The 17075-nt window shown below is 67.1% G+C and carries 8 protein-coding genes and 3 rRNA genes (1 of these 11 cut by a window edge); 4 read left to right on the plus strand and 7 right to left on the minus strand.

The features are described from left to right. Positions 1-850, plus strand: the 3' portion of a protein-coding gene (trpS, locus tag JO379_RS15960) for a tryptophan--tRNA ligase (RefSeq protein WP_209515449.1). It extends 149 nt beyond the left edge of the window; the window shows 850 of its 999 coding nt (coding positions 150-999); its start codon lies beyond the left edge, outside the window; the stop codon is at positions 848-850. 65 nt (positions 851-915) lie between these two features. On the opposite strand, the gene proC is transcribed toward trpS, so the two are convergent. From proC to JO379_RS15985, 5 genes are all read right to left on the minus strand, one after another. Next, positions 916-1725, minus strand: coding sequence for a pyrroline-5-carboxylate reductase (gene proC / locus JO379_RS15965; RefSeq protein WP_209515451.1), 810 nt, complete (start codon positions 1723-1725; stop codon positions 916-918). 219 nt (positions 1726-1944) lie between these two features. Next, a 5S ribosomal RNA gene (gene rrf, locus JO379_RS15970) occupies positions 1945-2061 on the minus strand. 73 nt (positions 2062-2134) lie between these two features. Continuing rightward, positions 2135-5258, minus strand: a 23S ribosomal RNA gene (locus JO379_RS15975). A gap of 278 nt (positions 5259-5536) precedes the next feature. Beyond that, positions 5537-7060, minus strand: a 16S ribosomal RNA gene (locus JO379_RS15980). The 16S, 23S and 5S rRNA genes sit together here, the layout of an rRNA operon. A 625-nt stretch (positions 7061-7685) precedes the next feature. After that, positions 7686-8234: a MarR family winged helix-turn-helix transcriptional regulator gene (locus tag JO379_RS15985; RefSeq protein WP_130878787.1), complete on the minus strand. Its 549-nt coding sequence runs from the start codon at positions 8232-8234 to the stop codon at positions 7686-7688. Between the two features lie 214 nt (positions 8235-8448). On the opposite strand from JO379_RS15985, the gene JO379_RS15990 reads away from it, so the two are divergent. Continuing rightward, the gene (locus JO379_RS15990; RefSeq protein WP_209518716.1) at positions 8449-9780 is read left to right on the plus strand and encodes an MFS transporter; all 1332 of its coding nucleotides are present in this window, start codon (positions 8449-8451) and stop codon (positions 9778-9780) included. Positions 9781-9897: 117 nt separating this feature from the next. Here the strand turns inward: JO379_RS15990 and JO379_RS15995 are convergent, their stop codons facing one another. After that, positions 9898-11685 (minus strand): ATP-binding SpoIIE family protein phosphatase, encoded by a 1788-nt coding sequence (locus JO379_RS15995; protein WP_209515453.1) that lies wholly within the window; start codon positions 11683-11685, stop codon positions 9898-9900. 287 nt (positions 11686-11972) lie between these two features. After that, positions 11973-13316, minus strand: a complete 1344-nt coding sequence (locus tag JO379_RS16000) for an NAD(P)/FAD-dependent oxidoreductase (protein WP_130878844.1) — start codon at positions 13314-13316, stop codon at positions 11973-11975. A 402-nt stretch (positions 13317-13718) separates the two neighbouring features. On the opposite strand from JO379_RS16000, the gene JO379_RS16005 reads away from it, so the two are divergent. Both JO379_RS16005 and JO379_RS16010 read left to right on the plus strand, forming a co-directional pair. Beyond that, a complete protein-coding gene (locus JO379_RS16005; protein ID WP_130878784.1) occupies positions 13719-14456 on the plus strand; it encodes a TetR/AcrR family transcriptional regulator in 738 nt (245 codons plus the stop codon). Between the two features lie 366 nt (positions 14457-14822). Continuing rightward, a complete protein-coding gene (locus tag JO379_RS16010) occupies positions 14823-16949 on the plus strand; it encodes a sigma-70 family RNA polymerase sigma factor (protein WP_209515455.1) in 2127 nt (708 codons plus the stop codon). Positions 16950-17075: the final 126 nt, after the last annotated feature.

A 17075-nucleotide genomic window follows, 5' to 3' on the forward strand; every position in this document is an offset into this window, starting at 1 on the left:
CGAACCGGCTCGCGTACGAAGGCTCAGTCGTCAGGCGGCGACGCTGCTGCTGGCAGCCGGGCTGGAGCCGGCGCGCTGCACCGTGTTCGTACAGAGCCATGTGGACGAACACACCCGGCTGTCCTATCTCCTGGAGTGCACGGCCACCGACGGCGAGATGCGGCGGATGATCCAGTACAAGGAGAAGTCCGCGCGGGAACGGGCGGCCGGCGGCAGCGTACGGCTGTCGCTGCTGACCTACCCGGCGCTGATGGCGGCGGACATCCTGGCGTACGGGGCGCACGAGGTACCGGTGGGTGACGACCAGGTCCAGCACGTGGAGCTGACCCGCGACCTGGCGGTGCGGTTCAACCAGCGCTACGGACGGACGTTCACCGTGCCGAAGGCCGTGCACCCCGCCGTGGCCGCCCGCGTCATGGATCTCCAGGACCCGACATCGAAGATGGGGAAGTCGCACGCGGAAACGGCGGGCATCGTCTATTTGCTCGACGAGGCCGAGGTCGTGCGCAAGAAGGTCATGCGTGCGGTGACCGACAGCGGCAGTGACGTCTTCTACGACCGGGAGGCGCAACCCGGTGTCGCGAATCTGCTGGAGATGCTGGCGGCCTGCACGGGCAGCAAGCCGGCGGAGCTGGCCGAGGGGTACACCTCGTACGGGGAGCTGAAGAAGGACACAGCGGACGCGGTGGTGGAGCTGCTGCGCCCGGTGCGCCAACGGCACTCGGAGCTGTGCGCCGATCCGGAATATGTGGACGGCGTCCTACGGGACGGCGCCGAGCGGGCGCGGGAACTGGCACGGCCGACCGTCGACGCCGCCTACGCCGCGGTGGGGCTGATGCGGCCGGTGTGAAGGCAGAAGTTCGCCCGGTCCGTGTGCGCCCCGCGATGCGGCGCGCACACGGACTCCTCCGGAACTCAGGCGTGCCCGGAGGCCAGTTCGCGGCTGCGGTCGCGGGCTGCCTCGAGGGCGGCGATCAGCGCTGCTCGTACGCCGTGGCGTTCGAGCTCGCGGATCGCGCTGATCGTCGTGCCGGCGGGGGAGGTCACCGCTTCGCGGAGCTTGACGGGGTGCTCGCCGCTGTCGCGGAGCATGACGGCCGCGCCGATGGCGGCCTGGACGATCAGGTCGTGGGCCTTGTCGCGAGGCAGGCCGAGCAGGATGCCCGCGTCGGTCATGGCTTCGACGAGGAAGTAGAAGTAGGCGGGTCCGGAGCCGGAGAGCGCGGTGGCCGCGTCCTGCTGGGTCTCCGGGACGCGGAGTGTCTTGCCGACGGGCTTGAAGATCTCCTCGGTACGGAGGAGATGCTCCTCGGTCGCGTGCGAGCCGCCGGAGATGACGGACATTCCCTCGTCGACGAGGACCGGGGTGTTCGGCATGACACGCACGACCGGGGTGCCGGCCGGGAGCCGCTCTTCGAAGAGGGCGGTGGGCACACCGGCCGCGGCACTGATGACCAGGCGGTCGGCAGGGAGGTGGGGGGCCAGCTCCTCGAGGAGGGTCGTCATGTCCTGTGGCTTGACCGCCAGGATGAGCGTGTCCGCGTTCTTGGCGGCCTCGATGTTGCTGACGACCTCGACGCCGTAGCGGGCGTGGAGGGCTTCGGCACGCTCGGGGCGGCGGGCGGTGATCAGCAGATCGGCGGTCGACCAGCCGGCGCGGATCATGCCGCTGAGAAGCGCCTCGCCGATCTTTCCGGTTCCGAGGACGGCGACTTTCTGAGGCACGGGGCTCACCACTTCGCTGCGCTGGGCTTCAGGGTCGTGCGGACCGTACGGGCCTGACCGGGCCGAACGGTCCGTGCCCGGTCATCTTCCCACGCCGGGGTCTGACGAACGTAGGCACGCGAATTACTGCCCGGCAGCCGGAACAGCAATTTTGTCCGGAAACGCAGAATAGCCCCCGCAGGAACCAAATGGCTCCCACAGGGGCTACTCTTAAAAATTGTTCGGCGGCGTCCTACTCTCCCACACGGTCCCCCATGCAGTACCATCGGCGCTGAAAGGCTTAGCTTCCGGGTTCGGAATGTAACCGGGCGTTTCCCTAACGCAATGACCACCGAAACTCTATGAAATTAACCAACCGGAACACAACACGGTCGTTACTTCAGAACCTACACAGTGGACGCGAGCAACTGAGGACAAGCCCTCGGCCTATTAGTACCAGTCAGCTCCAACCGTTACCGGTCTTCCACACCTGGCCTATCAACCCAGTCGTCTACTGGGAGCCTTAACCCCTCAAAGGGGGTGGGAATACTCATCTCGAAGCAGGCTTCCCGCTTAGATGCTTTCAGCGGTTATCCCTCCCGAACGTAGCCAACCAGCCATGCCCTTGGCAGGACAACTGGCACACCAGAGGTTCGTCCGTCCCGGTCCTCTCGTACTAGGGACAGCCCTTCTCAATATTCCTACGCGCACAGCGGATAGGGACCGAACTGTCTCACGACGTTCTAAACCCAGCTCGCGTACCGCTTTAATGGGCGAACAGCCCAACCCTTGGGACCGACTCCAGCCCCAGGATGCGACGAGCCGACATCGAGGTGCCAAACCATCCCGTCGATATGGACTCTTGGGGAAGATCAGCCTGTTATCCCCGGGGTACCTTTTATCCGTTGAGCGACGGCGCTTCCACAAGCCACCGCCGGATCACTAGTCCCGACTTTCGTCCCTGCTCGACCCGTCGGTCTCACAGTCAAGCTCCCTTGTGCACTTACACTCAACACCTGATTGCCAACCAGGCTGAGGGAACCTTTGGGCGCCTCCGTTACTCTTTAGGAGGCAACCGCCCCAGTTAAACTACCCACCAGACACTGTCCCTGATCCGGATCACGGACCCAGGTTAGACATCCAGCACGACCAGAGTGGTATTTCAACGACGACTCCACACACACTGGCGTGCATGCTTCACAGTCTCCCACCTATCCTACACAAGCCGAACCGAACACCAATATCAAGCTATAGTAAAGGTCCCGGGGTCTTTCCGTCCTGCTGCGCGAAACGAGCATCTTTACTCGTAGTGCAATTTCACCGGGCCTATGGTTGAGACAGTCGAGAAGTCGTTACGCCATTCGTGCAGGTCGGAACTTACCCGACAAGGAATTTCGCTACCTTAGGATGGTTATAGTTACCACCGCCGTTTACTGGCGCTTAAGTTCTCAGCTTCGCCCTGTCGAAACAGAGCTAACCGGTCCCCTTAACGTTCCAGCACCGGGCAGGCGTCAGTCCGTATACATCGCCTTACGGCTTCGCACGGACCTGTGTTTTTAGTAAACAGTCGCTTCTCGCTGGTCTCTGCGGCCACACCCAGCTCAGGAAGCAAGTTCCATCACCGGACATGGCCCCCCTTCTCCCGAAGTTACGGGGGCATTTTGCCGAGTTCCTTAACCATAGTTCACCCGAACGCCTCGGTATTCTCTACCTGACCACCTGAGTCGGTTTAGGGTACGGGCCGCCATGAAACTCGCTAGAGGCTTTTCTCGACAGCATAGGATCATCCACTTCACCACAATCGGCTCGGCATCAGGTCTCAGCCTTAATGTGTGACGGATTTGCCTATCACACGGCCTACACCCTTACCCCGGGACTACCACCGCCCGGGCTGGACTACCTTCCTGCGTCACCCCATCGCTTACCTACTACCACCTTGGACCGGCGGCTCCACCACTTTCCTTTCCCCGAAGGGTCCGGAACGGCTTCACGGCCTTAGCATCAATGGATTCGATATTGGGCGTTTCAAAGCGGGTACCGGAATATCAACCGGTTGTCCATCGACTACGCCTGTCGGCCTCGCCTTAGGTCCCGACTTACCCTGGGCAGATCAGCTTGACCCAGGAACCCTTAGTCAATCGGCGCACACGTTTCCCACGTGTGTATCGCTACTCATGCCTGCATTCTCACTCGTGAACCGTCCACAACTCGCTTCCGCGGCTGCTTCACCCGGCACACGACGCTCCCCTACCCATCCACACGGCCGTTGGACCTATTGTGTGAATGACACGACTTCGGCGGTACGCTTGAGCCCCGCTACATTGTCGGCGCGGAATCACTTGACCAGTGAGCTATTACGCACTCTTTCAAGGGTGGCTGCTTCTAAGCCAACCTCCTGGTTGTCTCTGCGACTCCACATCCTTTCCCACTTAGCGTACGCTTAGGGGCCTTAGTCGATGCTCTGGGCTGTTTCCCTCTCGACCATGGAGCTTATCCCCCACAGTCTCACTGCCGCGCTCTCACTTACCGGCATTCGGAGTTTGGCTAAGGTCAGTAACCCGGTAGGGCCCATCGCCTATCCAGTGCTCTACCTCCGGCAAGAAACACACGACGCTGCACCTAAATGCATTTCGGGGAGAACCAGCTATCACGGAGTTTGATTGGCCTTTCACCCCTAACCACAGGTCATCCCCCAGGTTTTCAACCCTGGTGGGTTCGGTCCTCCACGAAGTCTTACCTCCGCTTCAACCTGCCCATGGCTAGATCACTCCGCTTCGGGTCTTGGGCGCGCTACTCAATCGCCCTATTCGGACTCGCTTTCGCTACGGCTTCCCCACACGGGTTAACCTCGCAACACACCGCAAACTCGCAGGCTCATTCTTCAAAAGGCACGCAGTCACGACTGCATGTGCAAGCACATACAGCGACGCTCCCACGGCTTGTAGGCACACGGTTTCAGGTACTATTTCACTCCGCTCCCGCGGTACTTTTCACCATTCCCTCACGGTACTATCCGCTATCGGTCACCAGGGAATATTTAGGCTTAACGGGTGGTCCCGCCAGATTCACACGGGATTTCTCGGGCCCCGTGCTACTTGGGTGGTTCTCAAGCGAGCCGTACAGATTTCAGCTACGGGGGTCTTACCCTCTACGCCGGACCTTTCGCATGTCCTTCGCCTACCTGTACGGTTTCTGACTCGCCGACCAGCCGGCAGACTGATCAAGAGAACTCCCACAACCCCGCACACGCAACCCCTGCCGGGTATCACACGCATACGGTTTGGCCTCATCCGGTTTCGCTCGCCACTACTCCCGGAATCACGGTTGTTTTCTCTTCCTGCGGGTACTGAGATGTTTCACTTCCCCGCGTTCCCTCCACACTGCCTATGTGTTCAGCAGCGGGTGACAGCCCATGACGACTGCCGGGTTTCCCCATTCGGACACCCCCGGATCAAAGCTCGGTTGACAGCTCCCCGGGGCCTATCGTGGCCTCCCACGTCCTTCATCGGTTCCTGGTGCCAAGGCATCCACCGTGCGCCCTTAAAAACTTGGCCACAGATGCTCGCGTCCACTGTGCAGTTCTCAAGCAACGACCAGCCACCCGTCACACCCTGCCGAAGCAGAACTACACCGGGGCCGGCATCGCGAAGGTTCAGACTCAAAAAGTCCGTACCCTCAGATACCCAACAGCGTGCCCGACCCGACCCATCCAGTATCACGTTCCACGCCGAAGCAGTACTAGTGAACCAAACCGATCGTGCCGAATAGTCAACGTTCCACCCATGAGCAACCGTGCGAGTCATTCGCTCGCAGTCGGCTATGTGCTCCTTAGAAAGGAGGTGATCCAGCCGCACCTTCCGGTACGGCTACCTTGTTACGACTTCGTCCCAATCGCCAGTCCCACCTTCGACGGCTCCCTCCACAAGGGTTGGGCCACCGGCTTCGGGTGTTACCGACTTTCGTGACGTGACGGGCGGTGTGTACAAGGCCCGGGAACGTATTCACCGCAGCAATGCTGATCTGCGATTACTAGCAACTCCAACTTCATGGGGTCGAGTTGCAGACCCCAATCCGAACTGAGACCGGCTTTTTGAGATTCGCTCCACCTCACGGTATCGCAGCTCATTGTACCGGCCATTGTAGCACGTGTGCAGCCCAAGACATAAGGGGCATGATGACTTGACGTCGTCCCCACCTTCCTCCGAGTTGACCCCGGCAGTCTCCTGTGAGTCCCCATCACCCCGAAAGGCATGCTGGCAACACAGAACAAGGGTTGCGCTCGTTGCGGGACTTAACCCAACATCTCACGACACGAGCTGACGACAGCCATGCACCACCTGTATACCGACCACAAGGGGGCGACCATCTCTGGCCGTTTCCGGTATATGTCAAGCCTTGGTAAGGTTCTTCGCGTTGCGTCGAATTAAGCCACATGCTCCGCTGCTTGTGCGGGCCCCCGTCAATTCCTTTGAGTTTTAGCCTTGCGGCCGTACTCCCCAGGCGGGGAACTTAATGCGTTAGCTGCGGCACCGACGACGTGGAATGTCGCCAACACCTAGTTCCCAACGTTTACGGCGTGGACTACCAGGGTATCTAATCCTGTTCGCTCCCCACGCTTTCGCTCCTCAGCGTCAGTAATGGCCCAGAGATCCGCCTTCGCCACCGGTGTTCCTCCTGATATCTGCGCATTTCACCGCTACACCAGGAATTCCGATCTCCCCTACCACACTCTAGCCTGCCCGTATCGAATGCAGACCCGGGGTTAAGCCCCGGGCTTTCACATCCGACGCAACAAGCCGCCTACGAGCTCTTTACGCCCAATAATTCCGGACAACGCTTGCGCCCTACGTATTACCGCGGCTGCTGGCACGTAGTTAGCCGGCGCTTCTTCTGCAGGTACCGTCACTCTCGCTTCTTCCCTGCTGAAAGAGGTTTACAACCCGAAGGCCGTCATCCCTCACGCGGCGTCGCTGCATCAGGCTTTCGCCCATTGTGCAATATTCCCCACTGCTGCCTCCCGTAGGAGTCTGGGCCGTGTCTCAGTCCCAGTGTGGCCGGTCGCCCTCTCAGGCCGGCTACCCGTCGTCGCCTTGGTAGGCCATTACCCCACCAACAAGCTGATAGGCCGCGGGCTCATCCTTCACCGCCGGAGCTTTCCACCCACCCCCATGCGGAGGCAGGTCGTATCCGGTATTAGACCCCGTTTCCAGGGCTTGTCCCAGAGTGAAGGGCAGATTGCCCACGTGTTACTCACCCGTTCGCCACTAATCCACCCCGAAAGGCTTCATCGTTCGACTTGCATGTGTTAAGCACGCCGCCAGCGTTCGTCCTGAGCCAGGATCAAACTCTCCGTGAATGTTTACCGGTTATCCGGTGACACTCGCGTTGAGCGGCACAACCAGACGGAATAAGTCCGGTCGTGCACAGCGTCCTCGCTGTGTTGTTGCCCACCAGACCCCAAAGGGACCGGCAGGACTTTCAAAGGAACCGCGTCCCGATCGCAGAGCGACCGGAGACGGGGTATTTTATAGTCTGGCGTTGACTTTTGGCACGCTGTTGAGTTCTCAAGGAACGGACGCTTCCTTTGTACTCACCCTCTCGGGCTTTCCTCCGGGCGCTTCCCTTCGGTATTTCGTGTTTCCAACCTTACCAGATCCGTTTTCCGTTCCGTTTCCGGTTCGGATTTTCGTTTCCGGCCCCCTGTTGGAGCGGGGTGTTTCGCGCCTTCCGGCGTGATCACTACTTTAGCGGATTTCCCCCGCGGCTCCTAATCGGAGCCGAGTCACGAATTTCGGCATGCCGAAATCGTTCCCGTTCAAGGGCCGTGCAGTAGAGATTGCCGCCGGTGCGGCGTGAGTGGCTGTCGCAGAACCGTTACGGCCCCGCGGCAACCCGGAGAACATTACGTATCGCCCTGACCGGTGTCAACCCCGGTCCTGGCGCCTCCCGTCGGGCCTCTCGGCCGAGGCCGGGGGTGAGGTTCAGTCGAGGTCGGTGAGGCGGCCGCCGGCGTCCGGCTGGGCCTCCTCCACGCGGCGGAGCAGTCGGGTCAGCATTTCGCCGAGCTGGCCGCGCTCCTCTCCGGAGAGGTCCTGGAGCAGGTCCTCCTCGAAGACGGTGGCCCTCCGCATGGCCTCCAGCCACTTGCCGCGTCCCTCTTCCGTGATGCCGACGATGACGCGGACGCGGTTGTTCTCGTCACGCTCACGGGTGACGAGGCCTTCCGCGACCATCCGGTCGATCCGGTGGGTCATCGCGGCCGGGGTGAGGCCGAGGCGCTTCGCGAGGTCGCCGGGACCCATGCGGTAGGGGTCACCGGCGAGCACGAGGGCCTTGAGGACCTCCCACTCGGCGTTGCTGATGCCGAGCTCGGCGGTCTGGCGCCCGTACGCGACGCTCATGCGCCGGTTGAGGCGGCTGAGCGCGGAGACAACCTTCTCCACCTGCGGATCCAGGTCCTGGAACTCGCGCTGGTAGGCGGCGATCTGTTCGTCGAGGCTCGGCTCGGGGGCGCCGGCGGTGTCAGACATGAGCCGCAGTATGACACGAGGGCTTGCTGTTAAAGCCCTTTGATGTGTACTGTTTAGCTTCGAAGTTTAGAGTTGAAGTCTTCAGGGCTGGACTCTCCGCCTCGGGCTCCTCTGCTTCGGCAAAACCAGTCAGTACCGCTTGTACCCCTTACTCCTTCGGACCCCGTGGGCTGCTCCCACCGGGCTTCCGTTCTCTCGACCTAGGTAGGTGAGTGTGACCACCGCGATGGGCGCTGCTCTGCGCCGGATCCAGCTGGGGAACGCGTTGAGCGCGTTCGGCAGCGGCTTTACCGTCCCGTTCCTGTTCATCTATGTGTCTCAGGTGCGGAACCTCGGCGCGAGCACGGCCGGTGTCGTGCTCGCGACGTTCGCCGTGGCCGCGCTTGTCGTGCTGCCCTTCGTCGGTCGGATCATCGACCGACGGGGTCCGCTGCCTGTGGTCGTCGCCGGTACGGTCTCCGCCGCCGTCGGATCGATGGGGCTCGGGCTCGCGGGCAGTGAGCCGCTCGTCGTTGCCGCTGCCGCCGCGCTCGGTGCGGGCATCGCGGCGATCCAGCCCGCGCTGGCCACGATGATCGTCTGGTGTTCGACGCCGACGACCCGGTCGCGGGCCTTCGCGACGCAGTTCTTCCTGAACAACCTCGGCCTCGGTGTCGGTGGCCTGCTGGGCGGGCAGCTCGTGGACACGTCCGACCCGGCGAGCTTTGTGCGGCTCTTCGCGATCGAGTCGGTGATGTTCCTGGTGCTGGGTGCCGTGGTGGCGACCGTGCGGCTGCCGAAGGCGCCCAAGGTCGAGGACGCCGTGCCGACCGACGCCGCGGCCAAGGGCGGCTGGCGGACGCTTCTCAAGGACCGGGCGATGGTCCAGCTGTGTGTGCTGGGCTTCGTGATGTTCTTCGCCTGCTACGGGCAGTTCGAGTCGGGGCTCGCCGCCTTCGCGGTGGAGGTCACCCGGATCTCGCCGGCGACGCTGGGCATCGCCCTCGCGGCGAACACGGCGGCCATCGTGCTCGCGCAGTTCGTCGTGCTCAAGATGGTCGAGGGGAAGCGGCGCAGCCGGGTCATCGCGCTGGTCGGTGTCATCTGGACCGTGGCCTGGGTCATGGCCGGGGTCTCCGGGCTCGTGCCCGGGGCGCACGGTGTCGCCACCGCGCTGCTGATCTCGACGTACGCGCTCTTCGGTATCGGTGAGTCGATGCTGTCGCCGACGATGGCTCCGCTGGTGGCGGACCTGGCGCCGGGGCGACTGGTCGGTCAGTACAACTCGGCCTTCGCTCTGGTGAAGCAGTTGGCGCTGGCGGTGGGCCCGGCCGTCGGCGGTCTGATGGCCGGTGCGGGGATGTACGTCACCTATATAGCGATGCTGATCGTGTGCTCGCTGGGCATCAGCGTCCTGGCGCTGCGGCTGGGCCGTCGGCTCACCCCGGCGCAGGACAACCCCTTGCGGGGGATCATCGTCGCGCGCTCCAAGGCTCCCGAGGGTGCTGCGACCGGCGAGGTCGCCAAGGGCGCCGACGCTCCGGAGCGGGTGGCCGTCTCCGCGTAGGGCTTCATCGCTCGCACAGCGCCTGTGGCCCCGGAACGTGACCGTTCCAGGGGCCACAGGCGTTTTCTCATGCCCTTCTGTCGGTCGGGCTGCTGTCGGTCAGGACCGCCCCGCTGGTCATGACGTGTGTCCGGCGGGAAGGGCGAACTCGCACCAGACGGCCTTTCCGCCGCCGGGTGTGCGGCGGGAGCCCCAGGAGGAAGCGATGGTGGCGACGATCGAGATCCCGCGGCCCGCTTCATCGGCGGGCTCGGCCCGGCGGCGGCGCGGGAGGTGGTCGTCGCCGTCGGTGACCTCGATGATCAGCCGGCGGTCGGTGCGCCGCATGCGCAGCCGCATCGGTGGTGTGCCGTGCTGGAGGGAATTGGCGACGAGCTCGCTCGCGGCCAGGACGCCCAGGTCGCGCAGCTCGGTGGGGAAGCGCCAGCTGGCCAGGACGCCCGAGGCGAAGGCACGCGCGCGTGGCGCGGCCTCGACGCCGCCGAGCAGCTCCAGGGCGGCGTTGTGGAAGAGCTCGGCGTCGTGGCCCGTCCGGGCGGGGTGCTGGAGGACGAGGACAGCCACGTCGTCGTCATGGTCGGCGGTCACTCCCAGGGCACGGATGAGCCGGTCGCACATGACCTGGGGTGAGCCGGTGGCGCCCGAGAAGGCTCGCTCGAGGGCTTCGACGCCGTCGTAGATGTCCTCGTCGCGCCGCTCGACGAGGCCGTCCGTATAGAGGACGGCGCTGGAGCCGGGGCCGAGGGGCACGGTGCCCGAGGTGTGCAGCCAGCCGCCGGTGCCCAGTGGGGGCCCGGTGGGCTCGGCGGCGCGGCGGACGGTGCCGTCGGGGTCGCGGACGAGGATGGGGAGGTGCCCGGCGGAGGCGTAGACGAGCCGGCCCTCGTTGGGGTCGTGGACGGCGTAGACGCAGGTGGCGATCTGGGTGGGGTCGATCTCGGTGGCGAGGCCGTCGAGCAGTTGCAGGACCTCGTGGGGCGGCAGGTCGAGGCGGGCGTAGGCCCGGACGGCCGTGCGGAGCTGGCCCATGACGGCGGCGGCTCGGACGCCACGGCCCATGACGTCCCCGATGACGAGGGCGGTGCGGCCGGCGCCGAGGGTGATGACGTCGTACCAGTCGCCGCCGACGGCTGCGTCCTTGCCGCCGGGTTGGTACGTGGCGGCGACGCGGAGGTCGTCGGGCTGTTCGAGCTCTTGGGGCAGCAGGCTGCGCTGGAGGGTGACGGCGGCTTCGCGCTGCTGGCGCTCGCTGGCGCGCAGCCGCTCGGCGGCTTCGACCTGGTCGGTGACGTCGGCGGCGAAGAGGAGGACGCCCGGCTGGGTGGCTTCCGTGCCGTCGGGCCCGTGGGCGGCGTCGCGGGTGCCGATTTCGATCGGGGAGCAGGTGAAGGTGTAGTAACCGTGCCGGGGGCGGGTGTCGGGATCCGGGTCGGTGCCGGTGGGCGTGTCGGCGGCGGGGTTGACGGTGCCGTCGGCGGAGACGCGGCGGGACTTGACCGTACGGGGTTTGCCGCTGCGCAGGACTTGGTCCATGAGGGGGAGCAGGCCGAGCTCGGCCAGCTCGGGGAGGGCCTCGCGGGCGGGTGCGCCCGTGGCGCGGGGGCCGAAGAGGGCTGTGTAGGCGGCGTTGACGTAGGCGATGCGGTGGTCGGGGCCGTGCACGAGGGCGACGAGGGCCGGGACCTGGCCGAGGATGTCGTGGACGGAGAGCCCGTCGAGGGTGGGGACGGGGCTGCCGGGCGCGGGTGCGCCGGCCGGGGTGGTCTCGGCGCGGGCGGCGGGCACGGCGCCGCCGGCGCCGGTCGTGGCGGCCGTGGTCGACGGGGGTGCGGCGGTGCGGTCGGTGCGCGCGGCGGCTCGGCGCTGCGTTCCGGGGAGCCGGGCGCTCCAGCGGGTGAAGTTCACTGAGGATTACCTCGCGGAGTCGTTCCGGACCAGCTCGGCCGGCTCGGCGGCGTCCTGCGGCTCAGCCGCGGGCTGAGCCGCGCGCCCGGCACGGGGCTGCGATTGGCGGTGCGGGGGCCGGCCCCCGAGGTAAGGCAGCAAACGTCCGAATCCTCATGCTTGTCACTCTTCGCAGGTACGAGCCCACCCATGGTCACATGACCAGTGTGGCCGACCGGACTGACATCCGTGAGACGTCGCGCCCCGAGGGGGAGTTCCCGGCTCCGTGACGGGCCGTACGGCGCGCCTCAACTCGCCTCCGGATGGCGTCCGGTGCCCGCGGCGAGTTCGAATTCGGCACGGGGGTGTTCCAGCGAGCCGAGCGAGACGATCTCACGTTTGAAGAGTCCCGCGAGGGTCCATTCGGCGAGGACACGCGCCTTGCGGTTGAAGGTGGGGACCCGGCTGAGGTGGTAGGCGCGGTGCATGAACCAGGCGGGGTAGCCCTTGAGCTTCTTGCCGTAGACATGGGCGACGCCCTTGTGGAGGCCCAGGGAGGCCACGGAGCCGACGTACTTGTGCCGGTATTCCAGGAGCGGTTCGCCGCGCAGGGAGGCGAGCACGTTGCGGGCGAGGACCTTGGCCTGGCGGACGGCGTGCTGGGCGTTGGGCGCGCATTCGGTGCCGGATTTCTCGGCGGTGAGGTCCGGGACGGCGGCCGCGTCGCCCGCGGCCCAGGCGTGTTCGGCGCCTTCCACCTGGAGGGCGGCGGTGCACTTGAGGCGGCCGCGCTCGGTGAGGGGCAGGTCGGTGGCGGCGAGGACCGGGTGCGGCTTGACGCCGGCGGTCCACACGAGCGTGCGGGTGGGGAAGCGGGAGCCGTCGCTGAGCTGGGCGACACGGTGCTCGCAGGAGTCGAGGCGGGTGTCGAGGCGTACGTCGATGTTGCGGGCGCGTAGCTCGCGGACGGCGTATTTGCCCATTTCCTCGCCGACTTCGGGGAGGATCCGGCCGGTGGCCTCGACCAGGATGAACTTCAGATCGTCGGGCTCGACGTTGTGGTAGTACCGGGCGGCGTAGCGGGCCATGTCCTCCAGCTCGGCGAGCGCTTCCACGCCCGCGTAGCCGCCGCCGACGAAGACGAAGGTCAGGGCGGCGTCGCGGACGGCGGGGTCGCGGGTGGAGGAGGCGATGTCCAACTGTTCGAGCACGTGGTTGCGCAGGCCGATGGCCTCCTCGACGGTCTTGAAGCCGATGCCGAACTCGGCGAGGCCGGGGACCGGGAGGGTGCGGGAGACGGAGCCCGGGGCGAGGACCAGCTCGTCGTAGTGGAATTCGACGGCGCCGGTGCCCTCCTCGTGGGTGGCGAGCGTCTTGACGGTCGCGGTGCGCTTGGCGTGGTCGATGGCGGTGGCCTCGCCGACGACGACCTGGCATTTGGCCAGGGTGCGGCGGAGGGGGACCACGACGTGCCGCGGCGAGATGGAGCCGGCCGCGGCTTCGGGGAGGAACGGCTGGTAGGTCATGTAGGGCTCTGGGTCGATCACCATGATCGTCGCCTCGTCCCGTTTGAGCTTCCGCTGGAGGCGCAGCGCGGTGTACATCCCTACGTAGCCGCCGCCGACAACCAGAATGCGCGCCGGTTCCTTCACCAAGGCCCCTCCTCGCGTGTGGCCCGGCCCGAGGGTCGTCCGGCCGGGGTGCCGGGTGCCCCCGGCCGAGCACAGCTCCTTCCCATGACGCACTGCCGACGGGCGTTTGTCCACAGGCCCGGCGGATTGTGTGACCGGTCGCGGAGCTGATCCCTCCAGGAGGAGTGCCGCATTCCGTGGGGAAAGTGCCCAGGTCAGGGGGGATGCGGTGGGGTGCCGCAGTGGTGCAGAATCGTCAGGGATGGGGGCCGTACTCCAAATGGGGGTGGCCTGTGCGGAACTACCCCCTTCTTTCTTGACCGGGGCTCAACTATGTTCGTACTCCGTCGGGGTGTCGAGACGTGCCCCGGCAGTCAGGGCGGGGAGTCTCCGGGGGGAGACGTCATAACCGGGGGAAGTCTTATGCACATTCAGAGCTCTCATTGGTCGGCTGCTGTCGCGACGCCGGACGGCAATGGTGGCCGCAACACGCCGCTGCGCGTGGATGCTCAGCGCAATCTCGAACATGTTCTGCGGGCGGCTCGCGAGGTCTTCGGCGAGCTGGGGTACGGGGCGCCGATGGAAGACGTGGCGCGCCGGGCCCGGGTGGGTGTGGGGACGGTCTACCGCCGGTTCCCCAGCAAGGACGTCCTCGTACGGCGGATAGCCGAGGAGGAGACGGCACGGCTGACCGAGCAGGCGCGGACGGCGCTGGGCCAGGAGGACGAGCCGTGGTCGGCGCTGTCCCGGTTCCTGCGCACGTCGGTGGCCTCGGGCGCCGGGCGGCTGCTGCCGCCGCAGGTGCTGCGGGTCGGCGTCGACGTGGACGCCGAGGAGCCGACGGCTCGGGTCCCGCATCAGCGTCAGCCGGGCGCCACGGGCGGCCAGTTGCACGAGCTGCGGCTGGTCGAGCAGCGGCCGGTCGTGGTCGAGGAGCGGGAGGACTCGGGTGCGGCGGCGCTGCTGGAGGTCGTCGGCCGGCTGGTCGACCGGGCGCGGGCGGCGGGTGAACTGCGGGCGGATGTGACGGTCGCGGACGTCCTGCTCGTCATAGCCACGGCGGCTCCTTCGCTGCCGGACGCGGCTCAGCAGGCTGCGGCGTCCTCGCGGCTGCTGGACATCCTGCTGGAGGGGCTGCGGTCCCGTCCGACCGTCGGCTAGTTCTCCGGATCGTGCTCCTGATTCCGGGTCGGCTCCTGTCGGGGCCGGCCCGGGCTCGTACTGGGGTCGATCTGGGGTCGGCCTGGGGTCGGCCTGGGGTCGGTAGGCCACGGGGGCAGGCAGTCCGTTCGGGCTGACGTCCGGTTTTTCGCGGCTTCCGTGCCTCCCGTGTCCTTGAGGTCGGGCGTACGCCCGAACGTGTGAGAGCTGTTCGGACAGGCTTCCTCGTTCGGGTGACGAGCAGTGGTCCTGTGTGCGAACTCGCCCCGGACGAGTGGTTGCTGGTCCGGGTGGGGTCGCTGCGGTGTGCTGTGTGCCACGCTGACCCGATGTCCGGGTGTGCCTGCGTGTACGGGAGTCTCCGCTATGGGCGTTGACGGGCGGGACGATCCTCTCGGGGACGAGCGTGCGGGTGCTCTTCCGGCGCGTCATGTGCCCAGTCAACGCGGCCCTTCCACTGTCGGCCGGTCCGTTCCCGGTCCGGATGCTCCGAGTCCGGACGCTCCTGGTCTGAGGGCTGCCGACCCGGACGCTGCCGGCCCGGGGCGGCCTGGCGGCCGGTCCTCACGCGGCCGGTCCCGGGGAGGCCCCTCGCACCGGGCGCCCTCGCGTGGTGTTCCGGGGCTCGGTGGCGGTCGTCGTGGCGCTGGTGATGGTTCGGCTGCTGGTCCGGCGGGCGGCTCCGGCTCCAGTTCCGGCTCCGGGAGAGGTCTCGACGGGCTCGGCCCGTCGGACGACGACGGTGCCGCCCCGCTGTCGGACACCGAGTTGGTGGCGCGGATGCGCGCCGGTGACAGTGGCGCGTACGAGGAGCTGTACCGCCGGCACGCGGACGCGATCCGCCGGTACGCCCGCGGTTGCTGCCGTGACGACCACACCGCGGAGGACCTCACCAACGAGGTCTTCACCAGCACATTGCAGGCGGTCCGGGGCGGCGCGGGGCCGGACACGGCGGTGCGCGCGTATCTGCTGACCACCGTCCGGCGGGTCGCCGCGGCCTGGGGGAAGACCGCGAAGCGGGAGCAGTTGGTCGAGGACTTCGCGGTCTTCGCCTCGTCGGCGGTCCGGGCGGCCCGGGCGGCGGACGACGACACGCTCGACCTGGGCGCGGATGTGCGGGCGATGCGGGAGGCCGAGGAGTCCATGGCCGTTCAGGCGTTCCGCAGCCTGCCGGCGCGCTGGCAGACGGTGCTGTGGCACACCACGGTCGAGGAGGAGTCGCCGAGCCAGGTCGCCCCCCTCCTCGGGCTGACCGCCAACGCGACGGCGGTCCTCGCCCACCGGGCGCGCGAGGGCCTGAAGCAGGCCTATCTCCAGGCCCATGTGAGCACCCAGCTGACCTCGGGCGGCGACTGCGCCCGGTACGCCGACCGGCTCGGCGCGTACGCGCGCGGAGGCCTTCGGCTGCGGGCCGAGCGGGGCCTGCGCAAACACCTGGAGGACTGCGCGAACTGCCGTACGGCGGCGCTCGAGGTCGCGGACGTCAACGAACGGCTGCGCACGCTGCTGCCGGTCGCGGTCATCGGGTGGTTCGCCGCCGGGTACACGGTCAAGGCCGTCGCCGGGCTGGCGGTGGGTGCCGCCGGGGCAGGTACGGCCGCGGGGGCGGGGGTCGCGACCGCCGCGAGCGGGGGCGCGGCGGGTTCCGGCGCGGGCGGCGGCGCGGGAGGCGCGGCCGCGAGCGAGGGACTGGGGGTGCCCGCGAAGATCGGTATCGCCGCCGGAGCGGTGGCCGCGGCGGGTGCCGTGGTCGCGTACGCCCTGACGGGCAGTAGCCCCGCGCCACCGGAGAAGCCCCGCTCCAAAGCATCCGCCCCGGCGTTGCCCGCTCCCCAGCCGACACCGACGCCGTCGCCCTCCCCGTCCTCGCCTCCGCCGCCGGACCCGAAGCCGCTGGCCGCCTCCCCCCGGCCCCCGGCTCCCACGCCGACGCCGTCCTCCCCGTCCCCGTCCCCGTCGCCGTCGCCGGAGCCGGATCGGCCGGTGCCCGCGCCCAGTCCTCCGCCGCGGCCCTCCCCCACCCCTCCGCCTGCGCCCACTCCCCCGGCGCCCCTCCCCCCGGCCGTCTACCAGGTCAACCAGCTCGCCTACCGCGGTGTCGGCGACGGTACGAAGCCGGAGGTGCGGCTCCTGGAGAGCGGCTGGTTGTGGCAGCGCTACGGGCTGCGCATCGGCGGCACGACGTACCGCCACGGCGTGAGTGTGCACGCGGCGTCGTCGGTGACCATCGACCTGAACCGTTCCTGTACGTCCTACGACGCCATGGTGGGCGTGGACGACATGACGCTCGGTCTCGGCGCGGTCCAGTTCTCGGTCTACGCGGACGGCCTGCGGCTGTGGAGTTCGGGCGTGGTGCGGGGCGGGGACGCGGCGGTGCCGGTGCACGCGCCGCTGTCGGGCCACCGGACCATCCGGCTGGTCGTCCGACCGGAGTCCCCCGCCGACCGGGTGGCGGTCGCGGACTGGGCGCAGGCCGGTATCAGCTGCTCGTAACCGCAGGCGGCGCGGCGGGGGCTTGTGCAATGTCCTACGCCGGACGGGCTGGTGTGGGCTGAGCCCAGCCAAATCAAGCCCGTCCGGCGATTGAGGACGCGCCCGCAGGGCGCCCGCCGCCGCAGG

This window comes from Streptomyces syringium (assembly GCF_017876625.1).
GTDB classification, from domain to species: Bacteria; Actinomycetota; Actinomycetes; order Streptomycetales; family Streptomycetaceae; genus Streptomyces; species Streptomyces syringius.

Bases quoted from the DNA above. Each gene is read 5' to 3' on its own strand.
- JO379_RS16010 (WP_209515455.1), top strand. From the start codon at position 14,823: ATGGGCGTTGACGGGCGGGACGATCCTCTCGGGGACGAGCGTGCGGGT.
- JO379_RS16005 (WP_130878784.1), top strand. From the start codon at position 13,719: ATGCACATTCAGAGCTCTCATTGGTCGGCTGCTGTCGCGACGCCGGAC.
- JO379_RS15985 (WP_130878787.1), bottom strand. From the start codon at position 8,234: ATGTCTGACACCGCCGGCGCCCCCGAGCCGAGCCTCGACGAACAGATC.